The following is a 20172-nucleotide window of genomic DNA, read 5'->3' on the forward strand; positions in this document are numbered from 1 at the left end:
CGGGGATTTAAGCAACCTCACCTTTTTTACGCAACTTCAATTGTTATTTATTTTAAAAGCTCTAAAATTGCCCGGTTTACTATTTCTGTCCTGATCTTGAGCATCGCTCTCAGGAAGATCTATTTTATTCAGTCTTACAGCATGTGAAGCTGTACTCGACGCAGTAAAGGAAACAACATGATTCAAGTAGTTGGGCACAAAAACCCTGATAGCGATAGCATCTGTTCAGCACTAGTTGCTGCAGAGCTTCTTAAAGCACGTGGCCTAGAAGCTAAAGCGGTCCGTCAAGGCGAACTTAACCGCGAAACTCAGCACATCCTAGCTCAAGCAGGTGTTGATCAACCAGAAATGTGCACAGGCGTTGCTGGCGAAAAAGTTTGGCTTGTTGACTACTCAGATCTTGCGCAAGCACCTGACGATATTGCCGATGCAGAAATCGTCGGTATTGTTGACCACCACCGCCTAGGCGATGTGATGACGGTTAACCCATTAGAAGCATGGATCTGGCCTGTAGGTTGTACTTGTACCATCATGTTCAATCTATTCAAGATGGAAAACACTGAAGTCACACGTGAACTTGCAACACTAATGATGTCTGCAATTCTAAGTGATACTGTTGGTTTCGCTTCTCCAACATGCACACAAAAAGACAAGGATGCAGTTGCAGAACTTGCTCCTCTTGCTGGTGTTGAAGATCTGGACCTGTTCATCAAAGAACTTCTTATCGCGAAAACTGACATCCAAGGTCTATCAGCGGCTCAACTGGTTGATAAAGATCTGAAGGCTTACCCATTTAACGATCGTGACGTTGTTGTCGGCCAAATCGAACTTGCAACACTTGAGCAAGTAGATAGCATGATCGACGAGCTAAATGCTGACCTACAGCGTCGCTGTGACGAAGAAGGCCTGGCAATGGCCGCACTTATGCTGACTGACATCACAACCAGCACCACACGCCTACTGTACAAAGGCGAGTGGAATGCGATCCTTGATCAGTTTGCAGAAAATGATTTTCTAATGATGGAAAACACGCTAAGCCGCAAGAAACAAGGCTGGCCTTGGCTACAGAAGGTTCTGGCATAATCAGACCTTTCTGAACCGAATGAAAAGGAACGCCGCGGCGTTCCTTTTTTTGTTCTGCTTCCCAAGGCTAGATTCTGTAGAGATTAATGCTTTGGTGTTAGTGCCGTCGTTTCATTGAGAATTTCCGCAAAGTGTTCAATGAAGTGGCGCCCCACAACCTTTCCTTCCCGGTAGTCCATCTCAAGATCATCTTTATCACTTAGCAAAGCTCGGCTTCGTAGCGGCCGCTCCGGCGTAATTTGGATCACTTTCAGGCCATCGGGCGGGTTAAGCAAAAAACCGTTGAGTTCATCGTAAGTTCGATAGTAACGGTTAAGCATTTCAATGATCTCAGCACTTTTCCCTTTTCCGGCTATTGATAAAAAACGCTCAATGTTGTCTGCTGACAATAATCTCCAGTTGCTGCTTCGTGGCGTGATAATTTGGCTACTATCACCATTAGGATCCAGCGGCTGAAGTTGAGGTGAATGAATCTCGGGTTTACCCGACGGTTTGTCATTCCATAACTTCCATTGCTCAAGACGCTGGGTAAGATCGCTTCGGATTGCTTTGACCTTGTCCAGCGATTCATTCAGGCTCAGCTTCTCAATATAGTCAGGCAAAACCGTTTCAATTTTTTCCCGCCAATCATTAAAGGGACTGGTTTCCCCATCCAACGTCTGCACCGGCTCGGTTCGCACAACGACAATAAGATCAGCTCCACGTTGCCACGCTTCTTTGACTGGCACCGCGGCACTGACACCTCCATCCACCCATTCAAGATCACGCAAATTAACAGGTTGATTATAAATAACAGGAATCGCGCAAGATGCCCGAAGTACTTCACGCCAGTCACTCTGGAACATTGGCAGATAAATATCCTGAAGAGTGTCTTTACGGGTTGCACAAGCCAGTGCGGCTCTGTGTCTTAATACCTGACGAGCCGTTGCGATATCAAGCTGCAGTGACCCACCGGGCGCAACGGTTTGCAACGCCCAGTCTAAGTTCATCGACTTTTGTTTACTCAAATATTTATATAAATTGAAGAATTCATTGTCAGTAGTGTAATTGGCAATAAACTGATAGCCGAACTGGGGCTGACGACTAATATAAGAGGAAAGATTCAAGGCTCCAGCAGATGTCCCGACATACAGCTCAAAAGGGTCAAATTCAGCGTCAAGGAATGCATCGAAAACGCCCGCGGTAAAAATGCCCCGCTGCCCTCCCCCTTGTACAACTAGCGCAATCTTCTTCTTTTTTGCACTCAGCAACTGCGACGAGAAGGTGTTAACAAGTTGTAGATCGAAATCACTTAAACTAAACGGCAGATGATTCACCATAGTCCACTCACATCTAAGAACACGAGAATTCACTGTCGACAGTGTACCATCCTTAGTTTAACTGAACCGGAACATCACTATGAAAAACACCAAATTATTAACCTGTTACGCAGTAATTGCGATGATTCCGAAACTCAGTATAACTGTCATCACGACTGTAACACTGAAAAGAGCTAGTTTTAAATCAAATTCCATACCTGTATCCCTACTAACTGCAATGTTTTAACATAGCCTTAACTTTAGTTTAGGGGCAGTTCAAGCTTATGACTAATTAAAAAGCAGCATTTTCAGATTACTGTCACAATTAGATATACATTGAATCAGAGGAGTTGAGTCAAATAATGAAGCTATCGATAATTGCAACTCTCATTGGCGCTGCCTTTGTAACTTTCGTTTCAACCCCCGTATTTGCTGAGAATACTATCTACCTTACCCCTTATGTCGGCTACAGTTTTTCTGACCGGATCACTGATGAAAACGGTATTGAAATCCGAACTGAAAGTGATCCCCACATTGCATTGGCTTTAGAAACAGATATGGACTTAGGGCGTGTAGGACTGTTTGTTAGCCACCAGCCCAATGAATATACAGATATTCAGGGTGACGGCTCATTCACTTATGTTCACCTTCAAAGTGCTATTCGATATAACACCTTTACCCTCTGGGATTCTTTCTTTGGAGCTAGTCTCGGCGGTACTATCGTTGATGCAGAGTGGTCAAAGGATGATCTGTTGTTCTCCGCAGGGCTCCTGGGCGGTATCGAATATCACATCAACAGTAGCACGCGACTTGTTTTTGAGGCTCGATGGCTTGCCAATCTCATTGACGGCGATACTTCTGCTATCTGCCAGCTCCCAACAGGGGCTCAAACTTGCCTTATCAGTATTGATTCGGAATGGCTTACTCAGTTTCAAACGAATGTCGGCATTACATTTTCTTTCTGAGTATTTGTTCTAAAGGCTGGATTATCTGGCCTTCTAGAACCTTCCCTCCTTTAACCGCTATATTTTGCTGATTTATCAGTCAATATCATCAACCGGAAAAAATAATATTTACACCTAGCCAAGCTTTAATAGGCAGTTTATTCATCTGCCTAGAGTTCCACCTTCCTACATCTTTGTGTAGCAGTTCGCAGAAAACGCAAGAGTTAACACTAAGGCACCACGTCATTAACAAACCTATAGTCTATTGCTTTACATTTTTTCTATGGTTAATCTCAAGCTATTAACGTGGTTTTTCAATCCAGATCCCACGTTTCAGGAAGTGAAAACCTAGAATAATTAACTTTGAATTACTTGTTTCATAGAGTATTGCAGTACATAAGGAGATGTTTATGAAACGCGAACAATGGGGCTCTCGCGCAGGATTTATCCTAGCAGCAGTAGGGTCAGCAATAGGCCTGGGAAACATCTGGCGTTTCCCTTACATGGCTTACGAGAACGGCGGCGGCGCATTTTTTATTCCATACCTTTTCGCCATGTTAACTGCCGGTATTCCATTTATGATTATGGAATTCAGTCTTGGTCATAAACTTCGTGGTGCTGCACCCCGTGCATTCTCTAAAATGGGCGGTAAGTTAGAGTGGCTGGGGTGGTTTCAGGTATTTATTGCTGCGATTATTGCTGTTTATTACGTTGCAGTTATCGGTTGGGCAATTTCTTATCTAAGCTATTCCTTCAATCAAAGCTGGGGTAGTGATACCAATGCTTTCTTCTTTGGCGAGTATCTAAAGCTGGGTGACAACTCACCGAGTAAACTGGGTAGCCTACAACTTCATATTGCAATTCCAATGGCAATTGCCTGGGCAATCACGTTCGCAGCTATCTTTACTGGTGTAAAAGGTGGTATTGAGCGAGCAAGCAAGATCATGATGCCATTGCTGTTCCTAATGGTTATTGGCTTGATTACCCGCATCGTCTTTTTACCTGGTGCGCTAGACGGACTTAACTATCTATTCCAACCTGATTTCAGCAAAATTCTGGATGCCAAGGTATGGTCTGCAGCCTACGGTCAAATCTTCTTCACCCTGAGTGTCGGTTTTGCCATCATGATTGCTTACTCTAGCTATTTGCCAGAAAAATCAGATATCAACAACAACGCATTCATGACTGTATTGATCAACTGTGGTTTTTCAATCACTGCGGGTGTTCTGATCTTTGGTGTACTTGGCTACATGGCTCAAGAGCAAGCCAAACCGATCACTGAAGTGGTGTCTGCCGGGGTCGGTCTGGCATTTGTAACCATACCAGCGGCAATTAACTTGTTACCAGCTCCGTATATTCTGGGCCCACTGTTCTTCCTTGCACTTGTTGTAGCAGGTTTAAGCTCGCACATTTCGATTATCGAAGCCGTAACAGCAGCCATTATCGACAAACTAAACTGGTCACGTAAGAAAGCGGCTTCAATCGTGTGTGGTACCGGTTTTGTTGTTTCGATGGCCTTTGCAACCAACGGCGGTCTACTGCTGCTTGACCTGGTAGATTACTTCATCAACAACGTTGCGCTGCTAACAAGCTGCTTGATTGAACTGGCGGTTATTGGTTGGCTATTCAAGGTTGCTGATGTACGCAGTTATGTGAACAACATCTCTGAGTTCAGTATCGGCAAATGGTTTGAAGTATGTATCCGCTTCCTGAGCCCTGCAATGCTGGCTATTATTCTGACAACAAACTTGGTGAACACTTTCAACGATGGTTACGGTGGCTACGCAATGTCAGATCTGCTGATGCTAGGCTGGGGACTGGTAGCTGCAATGTTTGTTGTTGCTGTTCTTATCAACTTGGCATCTAAACCACAATCTCATCAGGAGGCATAACTATGACATTCGGTGCAATTATCATGATGTTGTTTGGTTTGGGCATTACATGGGGGGGAGCAGCATATTGCATCTCTGTAGCCATGAAAAAGCAAAAACAAAGCCAGTAGCAACTATTCGTTAAACATAATTTCATAGAGGCTCTTCGGAGCCTCTATCGTTTTTATGGCCAAGATACATAATTCAAGGTTTGGACAGAAACTTTGCAAACCGTGATTCATTCTCGTAAAGAATCCTTTTCCTTATCTCTATCATATCGTTACAATCAGATGCACAAAGTAAATATAATTAACAAAAGTCGCACTCAAGGAAAGGCAATGAAGTTACCTGCTATTTTACTCTCTCTCGCTCTACTCCCGTCGTCTGTACTCGCGGCACCCACCAGTTGTGAAAGTGATAAATACCATCAGTATGTTGATGCTTCTCTATCTTGGTATCAAAGCCTGGTTGACCTAGCTGTTAAGAAAGATCAAAACCTTGAAGAAGTTGGCCAATGGTTCCTTGAGGGTCGCAAACACCATTTTGAGCTAAATCGCGAAGCCGTTGATTGGTACTTGGCCAATGACAAAGATCAGCTTGATCTCGAACAGCCCATTGAAACATGGCTAAAATTGACACAACAAGACGTAAAGGCCCTTGCCCAACAGGATAACGAGCTTGGCCACTTTGCTAAAAAATCTTTTGACGATCGTCAGAGCAAACCGCATGAGAAAAACTATGAATTACGTAGTGCATTCGCAGATCTGCTTACTCATCCGGGTAATATCGACAAACCTTTAAATGCATACAATGAAAAAATGACAGCTATTGCTGCCATTGACTGTAAATAACCTCCAACGTTAACCACCGGGATTGCTATGGTTTTCTCGGTGTTAAGATTGTACTCATTAACAACAATTACTCCCTCGATGAAGTTTTCATTTCAAATTAGTTATTTAACCTTTCAATGACATAGCGTATTCTAGATTGGCGTATAAGTGGCTTTTTTATCAATAAAGTCATGACCTTAAAATCTTGTGGCTTTTGCAAGGAGCAAACTCATGAAGCCTTTAAGACTCTGTCTAGTCGCCAGTATTGTCTCTACAACAGCATTTGCCAACCAAGGCAAAGAGTGGACACCAGGTTTCGGTGGCGATATTTCATTTCTGGCAGGCTATACAGAGACAACGTCGCAGTTTAATACCGATAACAACGTCACGGCGGATCTCACCAACAACGGAAGAGCTCAAAGCAAGGGCTTCTTAAGCCCGCTAGGTACGGTTAGCTACACCTTTCAGCAAGCTGACAAACAGGTGTACTTTGGTACCAGTCGTTCGGATATAGCGTTGGGACGTTTTCATGTCGAATTGGGCTATCGGCAACGTATCCCCGACAACGGTCAAATTAGCGTCAGTTATGTACCCGGTCTGCTCTCGAGCGATACCTGGGAAGATCCCTTCGTGACCAATCAGTCGCGCACCGAAACGGATAGCACCATTAAAGGCCTACGCCTGCAATATAATCGTATTCTGGGGTCCAATTTCTCTGTAGAGCTATCAGGCGGCAAGCAAGAAATAGATACAGAGAAGAGTGGCCAACACAACCTTAGTGCTGAAGACCAAGCTTTGTTAATACGCGAAGGGGACATTTTTTTCTCCCAACTTAGCTACCTCAAACTTATCACCCAAGATCAAATGCTGCGAAGTGCCGTGAGTTATACACGTCTTGCCGCAGATGGTGATGCTATGGCCAATAATACATACGGAGCAGAAATCGGTATCATTCAACTGCTACCGAGTTCCAGCCTCGCATTGACACTGAGCTATGATTTGGCAGAATTTGATGAGACCAATCCCATCTTTGGTGAACGTCAGAAAGACAATCGTTGGGGTGTATTCCTCGCCTATGAGTACCAGGAACCGTTTGGTTGGGAAAATTGGGGGCTCGTATCGTTAGCTGGTTATAATGAGAGCAATTCCAATATTAACTTCTATGACGAAGATGCCCTACTCTTCAGTGCGGGTATCAACTATAAGTTCTGACATGCACTATAAGCTGGTCAAATACAGCCAGTTTTTGGTCCTCATTCTCGGAAAACTGTTATGTTGAACAGTGATTTGTAGTCAAGTTTTTCGAGACAAGCGTCGCAAATTGCATTAAATTAGCAACAATTTGCCAACTTTCACCTTAAGTAACAGCTAAATATGGCAGTTGATAACAGACAAGCCGATGCTTCCGAAGAGTCGCTGCATCGCATATTTACAGTGCCAGAGGCACCTGATTCGACACTAGGTCGAATTGAGAAAGAAATATCGGAAAACCTCAATGCGTTTCTACAGACGCACATTGCGGCCCGAGAAAAGCCGCTTGCTGAAATCGAGAAAGATTTCTTATCGGCCGATATCCCGGAAAATCCGGCTTTCGTCTCTGAACACACACATTTCTTATTAGACAAGCTCGTGGCTCAGTCAGTACACACCTCTGCGCCGAGCTTTATTGGTCATATGACATCGGCACTACCGTACTTTTTGATGCCGTTGTCAAAGATCATGATTGGTTTGAACCAGAACCTGGTCAAAATTGAAACATCGAAAGCATTCACCCCACTTGAACGCCAAGTACTGGGGATGCTGCATAACCTGATCTTCAATGAAGAAGAAGTGTTTTACCAACAGTGGATGCACAGCGCCAACCATTCCCTCGGGGCATTTTGCTCCGGTGGTACTGTTGCCAATATCACAGCCTTGTGGGTTGCCCGCAACAATGTCCTAAAGCCTGATGGTAAATTCCGTGGGGTAGCACAAGAAGGACTGTACCGCGCCATGAAACACTACGGTTACGATGATCTGGCGATATTGGTGTCAGAACGTGGTCACTATTCATTGAAAAAAGCAGCTGATGTCTTAGGTATTGGCCGCGAAAACGTCATTTCGGTCAAGACAGACGATAATAACCGAATCTGCCTAGATGAACTGAACAAAACGCTTGCTTCGCTCAAGGCCCGCAACATCAAACCCTTTGCAATTGTTGGCGTGGCAGGCACAACCGAAACAGGCAATATCGACCCGCTCGACCAACTTGCTGATATTGCCCAAGAGCACGGTTGCCATTTCCATGTTGATGCCGCCTGGGGTGGTGCAACATTGATGTCGAACAGATATCGCTCACTCCTAAAAGGAGTCGAGCGCGCAGACTCAGTTACCATTGACGCCCATAAGCAACTCTATGTTCCAATGGGTGCAGGCATGGTCATTTTCAAAAATCCGGCATTGATGACAGCCATTGAGCATCATGCCGAATACATACTTCGTAAAGGTTCAAAAGACCTTGGTAGCCACACGTTGGAAGGCTCACGAAGCGGTATGGCAATGCTGCTATTTGCCAGCATGAATATTATTAGCCGTCCGGGCTATGAATTGCTGATTAATAACAGCATCGAGAAGGCCAAGTACTTTGCGCAGTTAATCAACTCGCATCCTGATTTCGAACTGATCTCTGAACCCGAGTTATGTCTGCTGACATATCGTTACGTTCCTGAAGCAACTCAGCGTGCACTAAAAATCGCCACGCCGGCGCAAAGAGAACGACTACTGGATGCACTTAACGATCTGACCAAATTCATTCAAAAAAGACAACGTGAATCAGGTAAATCGTTTGTATCTCGCACACGGATCACCCCAGATAAATGGGACAGAAAAATTACAACCGTTTTAAGGGTAGTACTGGCGAACCCACTGACCACTGACAAAATTTTACAAGACGTTCTGTGCGAGCAAAAAGCACTAGCGCCTCAAAGTGAGGTTAGTTATCCGGAAATAATTTCATTAACCGAGAAAATTTTAAGCGAACGATGACCGCCTTACTTAATAGTTAGTGCTGAAATTAAAAAAAGAGTCGGTAATACACACCGGCTTTTTTTATCAACAGGCATGATCGCCCACATTTTAACCACTCAACTGTCTATTGTTTAGCCTGTCATCAATAAAATGCTTTCCCTAAGCTCTGCAAGACAAAATATCATCACGTCAAAAAGTGAAAAAATCTGAATTTATTTCAACTAATGACATATAAATTTATTTAAAAATTCACTATTGGGGTATCAATTCTTAAAATATAAGCCACACAAACATCAACAGCCTCAATAAAAAATACAAATAGTTCACAACCAACTTGTTAACAACAATTAACATCCATTGAGCGAGATCAATAAAAACATCAATAAGCTCCCAATAAAAAAGCCGACATACCCCGTATGTCGGCTTAATTATTTCAAAATATGTCAGTTAATCACAGCAAGCATTTGAATAGTTATTGTAAATATATGTACTAATTAATCACCAGCAAACATGTAACCTTCACCATGAACAGTGACAAAAATCTGTGGGTTCTTAGGATCGATTTCCATCTTCGAGCGCATTCTTCTAATTAGTACATCAATGGTACGATCATTGGGAGCTTCAACTCTGTGGCTAAGCATGTTTAATATACGTTCACGGCTAAGAACAACATTTGGATGAGAGGAGAACGCTACTAACAACTCGTATTCGGCCTTGGTCAATTTTACTGGAACGCCGTTATGGGTCAGTGCTCGCTTATTGATATCGAACTGCCAGTCACCAAAGCGAATAATGCTGTCTTCCTGCAATTCAACCATGGTCTCATCGCGCGCTTTTTCTACTAAAGACATGCGCCACAACAAGTTTTTCACGCGTACCAGCAACTCACGCAACTCAAATGGTTTGGTTACGTAATCATCTGCACCCATTTCCAAACCAACAATACGATCAATACTGTCGGTACGGCCAGTTACCAAAATAATACCAACCTCGGAGCGACTTCTCAGCTCTCGGGTTAATAGCAAGCCATCTTCACCAGGCAAATTAATATCAAGCATTACCAAGTCAATTTTTTCAGTCGCCATGATCTCACGCATTTGATCACCGCTCTCGGCTTGGCTGACTTTATAACCCTCATTTTCAAAATACCCAACAAGCTTTGTACGGGTAACAATCTCATCTTCTACAACAAGTACGTGATGACTCATTTTTATCTCTTTATTTATTTTCGGCAGTCTTTAAAACGGTAGCACAACACGCGGTTATTAACAATTTGTCATAAAGCCGACTATTCTGTTAACCGCCACCCATATCCTTATTCATATCGCGGAATTAAGATTAAACCATAAAAAATTATACGTCACCGTTATTTACGGTAGACACTCATTCTTTTATGGAATCTTCCACTATGAAAAAACTTTGGCAAAAGTTGATTAAACCAAGCAGCAAGTATCCAATCCTTGCGTTGGTGTTAGTCGGTATCGGTATTACACTTGCGGGCACATTTGTGGTCCACAAGGGCTTTGAAGTCACCTCGACTATCGAATTTTGTACCTCTTGCCACACCATGGAACAGAACTACGAAGAATACAAAGAATCTGTTCACTTCAAAAATGCTTCAGGCGTACAAGCTGTTTGTACAGACTGTCACCAGCCAAAAGACTTCCCAGGCAAAGTTTTCCGCAAACTAGAAGCGGCTAAAGATCTCTACCACCACTTCGTGACCGGTAAGATTGACACCCCTGAAAAATTCGAAGATGAACGTCTAGGAATGGCTCAAGCCGTCTGGGCTCGTATGAGCGGCCAGAACTCTAAAACTTGTAAGAGCTGTCACTCTTATGACGATATGGATCACAGCAAGCAGTCTGCAAAAGCAGCAATGGAAATGAAAAAAGCGGCAGCCGCTGACATGAACTGTATCGAATGTCACAAAGGTATTGCCCACGAACTTCCTAACATGGCTGGTGGCTTCCAGAAAGATTTCGAAGAGTTGCAATCAACAGCAAACACACAAGGTGCAGCATCTAAGACCCTATATTCTCTGGGTGAGAAAGATCTATACGCCACCGCAGATGCCAACGGTAAAGCTGAAGGTAAGCTACTTCCTGCATCAGAAGTAACGGTGCTTGAGCGTAAAGATGACATGCTGAAAATCAAGGTTGACGGCTGGCTAGAGAAAGCAGGTAAAGGCCGCGTAATGACTGAATACATGGGTAAACGTGTTTTCAAGGCAACTATCCGTGGTGATGTGAAGGCAACTGAACAGCTAATCGAAGAGCAAACTGACAGCGCAACTGACATTGTATGGCAGCACGTTTCTGTTGAGGCTTGGATCACAACAGCTGACATGATCGACAATATCAAGCCAATCTGGAACTACGCAGAAGACATCTACGGATCAACTTGCAATGCATGCCACGCCGCTCCAGACCCAGCGCACTTCACAGCCAACGGTTGGATCTCCGGCCTTAATGCAATGAGTGCCTATTACCGTCTTAGCAAGACCGAAGAACGTACTCTGCTGAAGTACCTACAGAACCACGGTAAAGACACCGGTGGCGCTGGCGCACACTAATTCCTGAGAGGCGGGGTTGATCAACACAATCACTCCCTACCCCGCCCTTTGCAAAAGAATTTTAATTTAAGGATTTCCTCTATGGCGACTCAAATTCTAAATAAAGGCGTTTCACGCCGTCGCTTCCTGTCTGGAATGGTTGCGGCAAGTGCAGCGACTGTCGTAGGTACTAGCCTACTAGCACCACGCAAGGCAATGGCTGCTGCAGACACCAAAGCAAGCTTCACCGGTAATGTACTTTCTGGATCTCACTGGGGAGCTTTCCGCGCTAAAGTTGAGAACGGCGTTTGGGTAGATACGGTTCCTTTCGAGAAAGACCAACACCCAACAACAATGATCAACGGTGTTCGTGAGGTAGTTTACAACCCGGCACGTGTAAAGTACCCAATGGTACGTATCGACTGGCTGAAGCACGGTTTCAAATCTGACACATCTCAGCGTGGCGATAACCGCTTCGTACGTGTGCCATGGTCTCAGGCGCTAGATTTCTTCTACCACGAAATGGAGCGTGTACAGAACAACTATGGCCCTAGTGCACTATATGGCGGCCACACAGGCTGGCAGTCAGTGGGTAAACTACACTCGGCCGGTACCATGATGAGCCGAGCACTTGGCCTTCACGGTACTTACCTTGGTAAAATGGGGGACTACTCCACAGGTGCCGCGCAGGTTGTTCTTCCTTACGTTGCGGGTGCAATGGAAGTATACGAGCAGCAGACATCCTGGCCGCTTGTTCTTGAGAATTCTGACACTATCGTTATCTGGGGCTCTGACCCAATTAAAAACCTACAGGTTGGCTGGCTAGTACCGGATCACAGTCCGTATGCCTACTATCAGCAACTGGCTGAAAAAGTGAAGAACAACGAAATCAAGGTGATCTACATTGACCCGGTTCGTTCTGAGACTCAGAAAGCGGTTGGCGGTGAGCAAATCGCAGTTAACCCGCAGACCGATGTACCGTTGATGCTAGCTATCGCCCATACTCTGTATACCGAAAATCTGTACAACAAGGATTTCATTGCAGACTACACGACAGGCTTTGCTAAATTCGTTCCTTACCTAACCGGTGAGAAAGACGGCGTAGAGAAGACACCTGAGTGGGCAGAAAAAATCTGTGGCATTGAAGCTGATGAGATTCGTGCCTTGGCTCGCCAAATGGCTTCCGGCCGTACTCAGATCATCGGCGGCTGGTGTCTACAGCGCATGCAGCACGGTGAGCAGTACGCGTGGATGCTTGTTGTGGTTGCAGCAATGCTAGGCCAGATCGGCCTACCTGGCGGCGGCTTCGGCTTCGGCTGGCACTACAATGATGCCGGTTCTACCACCTCAAACGGCCCTCTAATGTCAGGCTTTAGCGGTGTGACAGGTGTTGACCCTATTCACAATGGTTCATTCAACGGTTACTCAACCTACATCCCGGTAGCACGTTTTGTTGACTGTATTGAGAACCCAGGAAAAACGATCCAGTGGAACGGTCACGATGTGAAATTCCCTGAGATGAAAATGGCTGTATTCTGTGGCAACAACCCGTTCACCCACCACCAAGATCGTAACAAGATGATCAAGGTATGGCGTAAACTGGAAACCGTTGTTTCTGTTGAACACCAATGGACGGCAACATGTCGTTTTGCCGATATCGTTCTTCCTGCAACAACCACGCACGAGCGCGACGATATCGAGCAATACGGTAACCACTCAAACGCAGGTATTATTGCTATGCCTAAAGTGGTTGAGCCAATGTTCGAAGCAAAAGACGATTTCGATATCTTCCGTGAATTATGCCGCCGTTATGACCGTGAAGAAGCATTCACTGGCGGTAAAACTCAGATGGAATGGATTGAGCAAATCTATAACGGTGCACGTCTTCAAGGTCGTGGCATTGGTGTGCGCATGCCTAACTTCAAGAAGTTCTGGGAAGGCGAAGGTTTCATTGAATTCCCAGAAGGCAAAGACTGGATCCGTCACGAATCATTCCGAAAGGAACCAGATCTGGAGCCATTGGGTACTGCTTCTGGCCTGATCGAAATCTACTGTAAGACGATTGCAGATATGGGTTACGACGATTGTCAGGGTCACCCAATGTGGTTCGAGAAGAATGAGCGCAGCCACGGCGGTCCTCGTTCAAACAAGTTCCCGTTGAACCTGCAAAGTACGCACCCTAACCACCGTCTGCACTCACAGCTTTGTTCGTCTACAGATCACCGTGCAACTTACTCAGTAGCAGACCGTGAACCGGTATACATCAGCACCCAAGATGCCAAAAAACGTGGTATCAAATCTGGCGACATCGTACGCGTATTCAACGACCGCGGTGAAGTTCTTGCCGGTGCCGTTGTTACTGACGACTACAAATCAGGTGTTTGTCGTATCCACGAAGGTGCATGGTATAGCCCGCTAGAAGGTGGTAAGGCCGGAACTATCTGTACTTACGGCGATCCAAACGTTCTGACTCAGGATGTCGGCTCATCAAAACTGGCCCAGGCAACATCGGCGGCTTCTGCACTGGTTGAGATTGAAAAATATACCGGCAAAGTACCGGCAGTAACTGGCTTCAACGGTCCGGAACAAGTAACGGATATTAACCCGTTATTCCCGGCGATGGATCTGGCATAAGCTTACGAACCAATTGATTGCCAGAGACGAATACGTCTCTGGCAATATTGAGGAAAAAAAGGGTAATGTCCTCGTTTTCATTGCCTTTTATTCCCCCCAAAAGAGCCTATTCACATATAATAATTGATTAACCCAATGTTCTATCTGAATATGTTTTATGCAAGCCGGCAGGATAAAAACCTTATAAGCCGGTACGCTTTACTCTGGAGTACCCATGCAAGAGTTTATTGCTTTCAACGAACAACGTGCAGAAATTTATTGGTGGATGTCTTCTCTTCTCTCTCGAGAACTGACAGAAGACGATATAGCAGAGTACCATGGCGATGAGATGCTCACCTTCTTATCTGGCCTCGGTATGACACCGGAATTGAAACAGCCAGTCGAAGCTTTTCGCGAAGCCTTGAATAACCTACAAACCCGCGAAGATGCGCAGCTTGAACTTGCCGCTGATTTTTGTGGCCTGTTCCTAAGCACACCTAAAACTGGCGCCCTTCCCTACGCATCTATGTATGTAGGTGAAAGCGGTCTACTCAACGATAAGCCCGCGCAAGACATGAACAAGCTGATGGCTGACTATAATATTGCCCAGCGTAAAGAATTCAATGAGCCTGCCGATCACGTTGCTGTCGAGCTGGATTTCATGGGTAACCTGATCATTCTTGCCAACCACCAAGAAAACGAGCAAAAAGCGGAAGATGTAATGCAGGCGCAGCATAAGTTCATCGAGTCAATGCTACTAAACTGGTTACCGGCGTTTGCTCAGGCATGTAGTTCACGCGACAAGTTTGGTTTTTATACTGCAGCAGTCAATCTGCTGGTGGCATTCTGTCAGTTAGACTCCGCATTTCTTGCGGGCGAAGAACAATAATCCAATCAGCCATCACCAAGGCTGAACTCGCTATCTCATGTTGCCGGCAAATGGATTGCCGGCTTTTTTCTACCGACATTCCTCGTCTATTTCCTTCCCGCTTCCTGTTCAGCTAACGCACAGCTTTCATGACATTTAACTGACATTTGCCGTTCTCAGCTTCGATAGATTAGTGCAACACAGACCACAAAGAGATATCAGCAATGCATAATATCGAAACGCTAATGAAACAATCCCCGTCAATGAAGAGCTGGTTTATTAAAATGTCTTTGCCTCTGGTTCTTTTATCTATGATGCTATTGGCTCCGCAGGTAAACGCCAGTAACGTAACAGCAAATTCTCCTTCCGCGCAAAAAGAGACGGTAAATCGTATAAATGCGATACAACGCGACCTAACGAGCATCAGACAGCAAACCCTACAAGAAAACCCTGAACTGGCAGAACAGGCCAAGCAACTCGAAGGGGAATTCAAGAAAAAAGCCGATGAAATTGGTTATGAACCAGAAGAGTTCATCGCCAAGGCACAAGAGATCCAAGAGCAAGTAAAAGATGCTTCTCTTAGCGAAGAAGAGCGTAGTGAGCTAATAACAGAATTTGCCGCAGCTAAGCAAAAAATGGCAGAACAACGCCAGGCAATCATTGCCGATAAAGAGCTGATGGCGATGCAAGATCAACTACAAAAAGATATGTTGGTAGCAATGAAAGCTCAAGATCCTAAGACTGAGCAGCTAGTCGAAGAACTCAGTAGCCTGGTAAAGGCTATTCAGTAATATAAAGTCTCCCGTAGTAATCTGTCAGGATCTGGCCCATATGCCTGAAGAACCTGACAGGTTACGCAAGGCTGTTTAAAATTCGGTAATTATAAAACGCCCATACAACCCACGAGACTGTTCTAGCTTAATAGGTCAAGGATCCTTTGCCCTTCGAAGGCAAGTTGAATACCCGACGACACCCCCATCTTCTTAAATAAATTATGGCGATGAATTTCGGCCGTTCGTAATGCTATACACAGTTCATCGGCAATAACTTTATTTGTTTTTCCCTGAATAATGAGTGGAATAAGGTCTTTCTCTCGCTCTGTCAGTGAGGCGACCTTCGCTTCCAAATCGGCACTACTCTGCCTTGACGTTGAAAGGCTAAGGGCCAGATCCTGTGCCTGTACGATCGCATTGCAAAGCTCCTCGCCATTAACAGGCTTTTGCAGTAAGTCATTGGCACCACGTTTAAACGCCAGTTTGGTGATTTCCACATTAGCGTGCCCGGTAAGAAATACAACAACCAAACATGTTTGTTGTTCGCATATCTTTTTTTGCAGCTCCAGACCATCAATACCTGGCATATTAATATCCAACAACATGACACCGGGATTAGCCATTTCGACTTGGCTTAAGAAGCTCTCAGCATTTTGAAACGCATGTACATCGAATCCTTCCCCTTCCAATAACCAAGATACCGAATCGATAATGGCAAGGTCATCGTCGACCAAATAAACCGGACAAGACATAGTTATTCCTCTTCTGTTATTAACGGCAAAGTTATCAAGAAACGCGTCCCCAGTGTTTGTTGTTGTGCGTCAATAGTGCCATTGTGTGACTCGATAATCCGCTTACATATCACCATACCAAGCCCCAGCCCTTCAGTTTTACTGCTTTGGAAAGGCATAAACAACTGCTTTAGCTGCTCATCAGAAATACCACAACCATTATCTGAAAGCTCAATACTTAAGGCCTGCTCATCATAATTGACACGTATGGCAATCTTCTTCTTGTCATGAGGAGATGCTTTTAACGCATCGATACTATTTTGAATCAGGTTGGCAATCACTTGCTGGATCAATACAGGATCGATATAAATATGCGTATCGTGGATATCTGTGATCAGGTGAATATTCTGGCGTTTAAGGGTGTGCTGAAAAGTCAGCAATGTATTGTTAAGCAGTGACTCAATTGAGATATGCTCTTTTTCATGACTATGGATTTTCATAAAGTTGCGCATTCGCTGGATGATTTCGCTGGCATTCAGTGTCTGCTGCTCAATTTTCTCCAGCGCCGTCAAGAGCTGCTGCTGGTTGAGCTCTGAGCGTTCGACTCTCTTTCTACAGCCTGTAGCATACGTACTGATTGCCATTAACGGTTGATTAAGTTCATGGGCTACACCAGAGGCCAACTCGCCACTTAATAAGATACGCTGTGCTTTGTAGAGTTGATTCGTCTCTTTCTCTAACTGGTTAGCGGTTTGCTTGTGTTGCTCAATCTCTTTGCGAAGTTGGGCGGAACGGACATGAACAAGGTAGTTAACACGCAGGTGATAACAGACAAACAGTAATAACAAACCAATGGAAACCATGAACCAGCCACGATATTGCATCCAGATACGGATCAGGTACGAAGGCTGGATACTCAGTCCAATATCATCCATTAACTGATAGATAGCGCTGTCATCAATTGGCACAGACCAACCACCATAGAGGCCAGAAACTGCAATTTGGCTCGCCGGAGGAATCGTGAGTAGTATTCTGGCAATATGGTTAGCATAGTCTGCAGGTACGTGCTTCATGCGCGCGAGTGTCCAGTTTGGGTAGAGTTGACTGGATGTATGGCAAGTAAATGCAGATTCCGGAGTCTGCCGACGCATCACTTTTAATGCATTCGCGGGGATAGTGCCATCCCGTTCTTTTCTTTCTAATAAGCAAGTCGGGGCGATAGCAAAGTCCGCTTCACCTTTTAGCACTTCAGTTAACAAGTTTTGCTGCGGGTAACCAATAAACGACAGTTTTTTGAGATCTCCCTTCTCCACCCCTTCTGATAAAAACTCCCTAAGCATAACCTTAAAGCCACCAAAGGCATTCTCGCTCACCGATATAATTGAACGGTTACGCAGCGCTTTAAGGTTTGCAATTTCTGGCTCATCCGCACGTGCAATAAGAGCGGAACCGATAGCGTGTTTGGCTTCCCCATGGAATGGGTTAAGGTTAAGCATTTTCACGGCTTGGTGATTGTATTTATACATCAGGAACTTAATGCCGTTAGTTAACGTGAAATCAATCAGGCCACTGCTTACCAAATTATCGAGAGTCGGAATGTCAGCAGGGACTATCACAAAGTGATATTCCGGCAATGCATAATTAAGGTAGTCGATAGTTGGCTGCCAGCGCTTTAACGTATATGCAGGCCCGTTAAATGCGAGCACACCAATTCTCACCAATTTCTGTTCGGCAAAAGTAGAGAAACTGAGAAACAAGCTTACTGCGAGTACCAGAAGTTTTGTTTTCAATAGCGTAGCCTTAGCAACCGTTTGTTCAAATCTGTGTTTAGCCTCTCATATTGATAGAAAGCTTTTTTGCTGTAGATCAATCATCAGGAGAAACTGCGGTTTACCACTATAGAGGTAAAGACCCTGCCTGCGCACAATGCTCCATATCTTCTTAAGAACAAAAGTACGCAGCAGTGTACATGGAGCAAAAGTCATGTCTGAGAATAGTTCACGTCGTAATTTCTTAAAACTGGGGTTGAGTGCAGCAGCCATGGCCCCGGTATCTGCCCTTGGCCTTTCGTCAGCAGCTTTTGCTGCCACTGATCCTAATGATATCCAGTGGGATGACGAAATGGATGTGCTGGTCATTGGCTCTGGCATGGCCGGAATGATTGCCGCTATTCGTGCAGCGGAAACCGATGCTAGCGCAAAAGTCGTTGTCGCAGATAAAATGTCACGGCTGGGTGGTTCATCTCTGATCTCTGGTCTGAACATGGCAGTTGTTGGTTCTGATCTTCAAAAAAATATCGGGATAACCGATGATTCATGGGAGTTGCTGCTAAAAGATATAGAACGAGAAGCAAAAGGCTACAACCATAGAGAACTGACCGAAGTAGCCGCAAAGGGGACGTTAAAGCTTTACAACTTCCTTAAAGATCATGGTGTTGAGTATGACATGTCGATCGGTGGCGGAACTGGCGTCAAGAAGTTAGGCGGTCACTCAAGAGCTCGCTGCGTATGGCCCCAGGGCGGTGGTACCGAGGTCATCAAAAAGCTACAAGGCTACTGTAAGACTCAACTGACAAATGTTGAGATTCGCAAAAAGATCCTACTTGACGAAATATTGAGAAATGATGAAGGTCGAGTCATTGGCGTTAAAGTCCGCGAGAAATATCGCTTTAGCAGAAAACATGATGATCTGGGTGACAATGATAATCCAGAGCTCAACAGCTCGGGTAAAGTAAAATACTACAAAGTCAAACGTGGCCTGGTTATGGCTACAGGTGGCTATAACCAAGACCGTAAGTTCCGTGGTGACGAAGTCGGCACTATGTATAACGCAGCGTCAACCACTCAACCTGGTGCCACGGGTGGCGCAATCAAAGCGATGATCAGTGCAGGGTTTAAACCAATCCATATGACCCTGTTTCGTTTTGCTTTCCCTATTCCGACAGAGGACATTCGCTGGGGTATCCTGGTAAACCCTCGCACTGGAGAGCGTTTTGTTGATGAGTACAACAACAATGACCGTCAAGCCATTGGTATGGCAATTCTGGAAGAACGCCGCCACATTGATGGTGAACACACGGTACTGATTTATGACCAAAAAGGTGCAGAGCATTACCATGACCAGCAGCGTTTCCACCTATCTCTAGATGGCAAAAACGGTATTAACGGTACTATCTGGAAGTTCGACACTTTAGAGGCGCTGGCAGATAACTTCAAAATGAATACCAACCTACTGAAAGCCAATGTTGATAAATACAACAAAAATATGGCACAGGATCAAGACGAGTTCCATAAACCAAAAGGCGTGCTAAAAGGCGCATCTTCTATCTCTCAGGCTCCTTACTATGCAATGCAACTTAACCCTCGCTACAACTATGCACAGGGGGGAGCAATGATCTCTCCACGTGCAGAAGCGATCGATGTGGTAACTGGTGAACCGATTAAAGGTGCATTCGTGTGTGGAGAAGCATCGGCTGGAACCTACGGCTATATCCGTTTGACGGCATGCTCAACCATCGACTGCGGTACGTTCGGTATAGTTGCTGGCGAAAATGCAGCAAAAACAATACCTTGGGCATAAGCCTCAAACTGGGTGGCGAAAG

At 45.0% G+C, this 20172-nt stretch carries 17 protein-coding genes; 12 read left to right on the top strand and 5 right to left on the bottom strand.

Annotated elements, in window-relative coordinates; genetic code table 11:
• Nucleotides 1–177: 177 nt before the first annotated feature.
• On the top strand, nt 178–1083 hold the full coding sequence (locus EDI28_RS05540) for a manganese-dependent inorganic pyrophosphatase (RefSeq protein WP_128782800.1): 906 nt from the start codon (nt 178–180) through the stop codon (nt 1081–1083).
• Nucleotides 1084–1166: 83 nt separating this feature from the next.
• Here the strand turns inward: EDI28_RS05540 and EDI28_RS05545 are convergent, their stop codons facing one another.
• Together EDI28_RS05545 and cydH are read right to left on the bottom strand one after the other, a co-directional pair.
• Nucleotides 1167–2402: a patatin-like phospholipase family protein gene (locus EDI28_RS05545; protein ID WP_199287364.1), complete on the bottom strand. Its 1236-nt coding sequence runs from the start codon at nt 2400–2402 to the stop codon at nt 1167–1169.
• A 105-nt stretch (nt 2403–2507) separates the two neighbouring features.
• Nucleotides 2508–2597, bottom strand: a complete 90-nt coding sequence (cydH, locus tag EDI28_RS28085; RefSeq protein WP_128782801.1) for a cytochrome bd-I oxidase subunit CydH — start codon at nt 2595–2597, stop codon at nt 2508–2510.
• Nucleotides 2598–2743: 146 nt separating this feature from the next.
• On the opposite strand from cydH, the gene EDI28_RS05555 reads away from it, so the two are divergent.
• The 6 genes from EDI28_RS05555 (at nt 2744) to panP (ending at nt 9050) form a co-directional block, all read left to right on the top strand.
• Entirely contained in the window at nt 2744–3346 is a 603-nt protein-coding gene (locus EDI28_RS05555; RefSeq protein WP_128782802.1) for a hypothetical protein, read from the top strand.
• A gap of 389 nt (nt 3347–3735) precedes the next feature.
• Entirely contained in the window at nt 3736–5217 is a 1482-nt protein-coding gene (locus EDI28_RS05560) for a sodium-dependent transporter (RefSeq protein ID WP_128782803.1), read from the top strand.
• A 2-nt stretch (nt 5218–5219) separates the two neighbouring features.
• Entirely contained in the window at nt 5220–5327 is a 108-nt protein-coding gene (locus tag EDI28_RS05565; RefSeq protein ID WP_128782804.1) for a MetS family NSS transporter small subunit, read from the top strand.
• Nucleotides 5328–5534: 207 nt separating this feature from the next.
• Nucleotides 5535–6047 carry a hypothetical protein gene (locus EDI28_RS05570; RefSeq protein WP_128782805.1) on the top strand — a complete coding sequence of 171 codons (513 nt, stop codon included), beginning with the start codon at nt 5535–5537 and terminating at the stop codon, nt 6045–6047.
• Nucleotides 6048–6257: 210 nt separating this feature from the next.
• Nucleotides 6258–7238, top strand: coding sequence for a DUF2860 domain-containing protein (locus EDI28_RS05575; RefSeq protein WP_128782806.1), 981 nt, complete (start codon nt 6258–6260; stop codon nt 7236–7238).
• A 162-nt stretch (nt 7239–7400) separates the two neighbouring features.
• Nucleotides 7401–9050, top strand: coding sequence for a pyridoxal-dependent aspartate 1-decarboxylase PanP (gene panP / locus EDI28_RS05580; protein ID WP_128782807.1), 1650 nt, complete (start codon nt 7401–7403; stop codon nt 9048–9050).
• A gap of 476 nt (nt 9051–9526) precedes the next feature.
• On the opposite strand, the gene torR is transcribed toward panP, so the two are convergent.
• Nucleotides 9527–10240, bottom strand: coding sequence for a two-component system response regulator TorR (torR, locus tag EDI28_RS05585; RefSeq protein WP_128782808.1), 714 nt, complete (start codon nt 10238–10240; stop codon nt 9527–9529).
• A 200-nt stretch (nt 10241–10440) separates the two neighbouring features.
• Between torR and torC the strand changes: the two genes are divergently transcribed.
• The 4 genes from torC to EDI28_RS05605 all read left to right on the top strand — a co-directional run bounded on the left by torC (nt 10441) and on the right by EDI28_RS05605 (nt 15858).
• Nucleotides 10441–11607, top strand: coding sequence for a pentaheme c-type cytochrome TorC (gene torC, locus EDI28_RS05590; protein WP_128782809.1), 1167 nt, complete (start codon nt 10441–10443; stop codon nt 11605–11607).
• Between the two features lie 81 nt (nt 11608–11688).
• Nucleotides 11689–14220: a trimethylamine-N-oxide reductase TorA gene (gene torA / locus EDI28_RS05595; RefSeq protein ID WP_128782810.1), complete on the top strand. Its 2532-nt coding sequence runs from the start codon at nt 11689–11691 to the stop codon at nt 14218–14220.
• Between the two features lie 214 nt (nt 14221–14434).
• The gene (torD, locus tag EDI28_RS05600) at nt 14435–15088 is read left to right on the top strand and encodes a molecular chaperone TorD (protein ID WP_128782811.1); all 654 of its coding nucleotides are present in this window, start codon (nt 14435–14437) and stop codon (nt 15086–15088) included.
• 203 nt (nt 15089–15291) lie between these two features.
• Nucleotides 15292–15858 (top strand): OmpH family outer membrane protein, encoded by a 567-nt coding sequence (locus EDI28_RS05605; protein WP_128782812.1) that lies wholly within the window; start codon nt 15292–15294, stop codon nt 15856–15858.
• 122 nt (nt 15859–15980) lie between these two features.
• On the opposite strand, the gene EDI28_RS05610 is transcribed toward EDI28_RS05605, so the two are convergent.
• Entirely contained in the window at nt 15981–16592 is a 612-nt protein-coding gene (locus tag EDI28_RS05610; RefSeq protein ID WP_128782813.1) for a response regulator transcription factor, read from the bottom strand.
• A gap of 2 nt (nt 16593–16594) precedes the next feature.
• Nucleotides 16595–18361: a sensor histidine kinase gene (locus tag EDI28_RS05615; RefSeq protein ID WP_128782814.1), complete on the bottom strand. Its 1767-nt coding sequence runs from the start codon at nt 18359–18361 to the stop codon at nt 16595–16597.
• Nucleotides 18362–18554: 193 nt separating this feature from the next.
• Between EDI28_RS05615 and EDI28_RS05620 the strand changes: the two genes are divergently transcribed.
• Complete coding sequence (locus EDI28_RS05620) at nt 18555–20150, top strand: FAD-dependent oxidoreductase (protein ID WP_164918471.1); 1596 nt, start codon at nt 18555–18557, stop codon at nt 20148–20150.
• Nucleotides 20151–20172 lie beyond the last annotated feature (22 nt).

The sequence above is a fragment of the Photobacterium chitinilyticum genome (genome assembly GCF_004104355.1).
Taxonomy (GTDB): domain Bacteria; phylum Pseudomonadota; class Gammaproteobacteria; order Enterobacterales; family Vibrionaceae; genus Photobacterium; species Photobacterium chitinilyticum.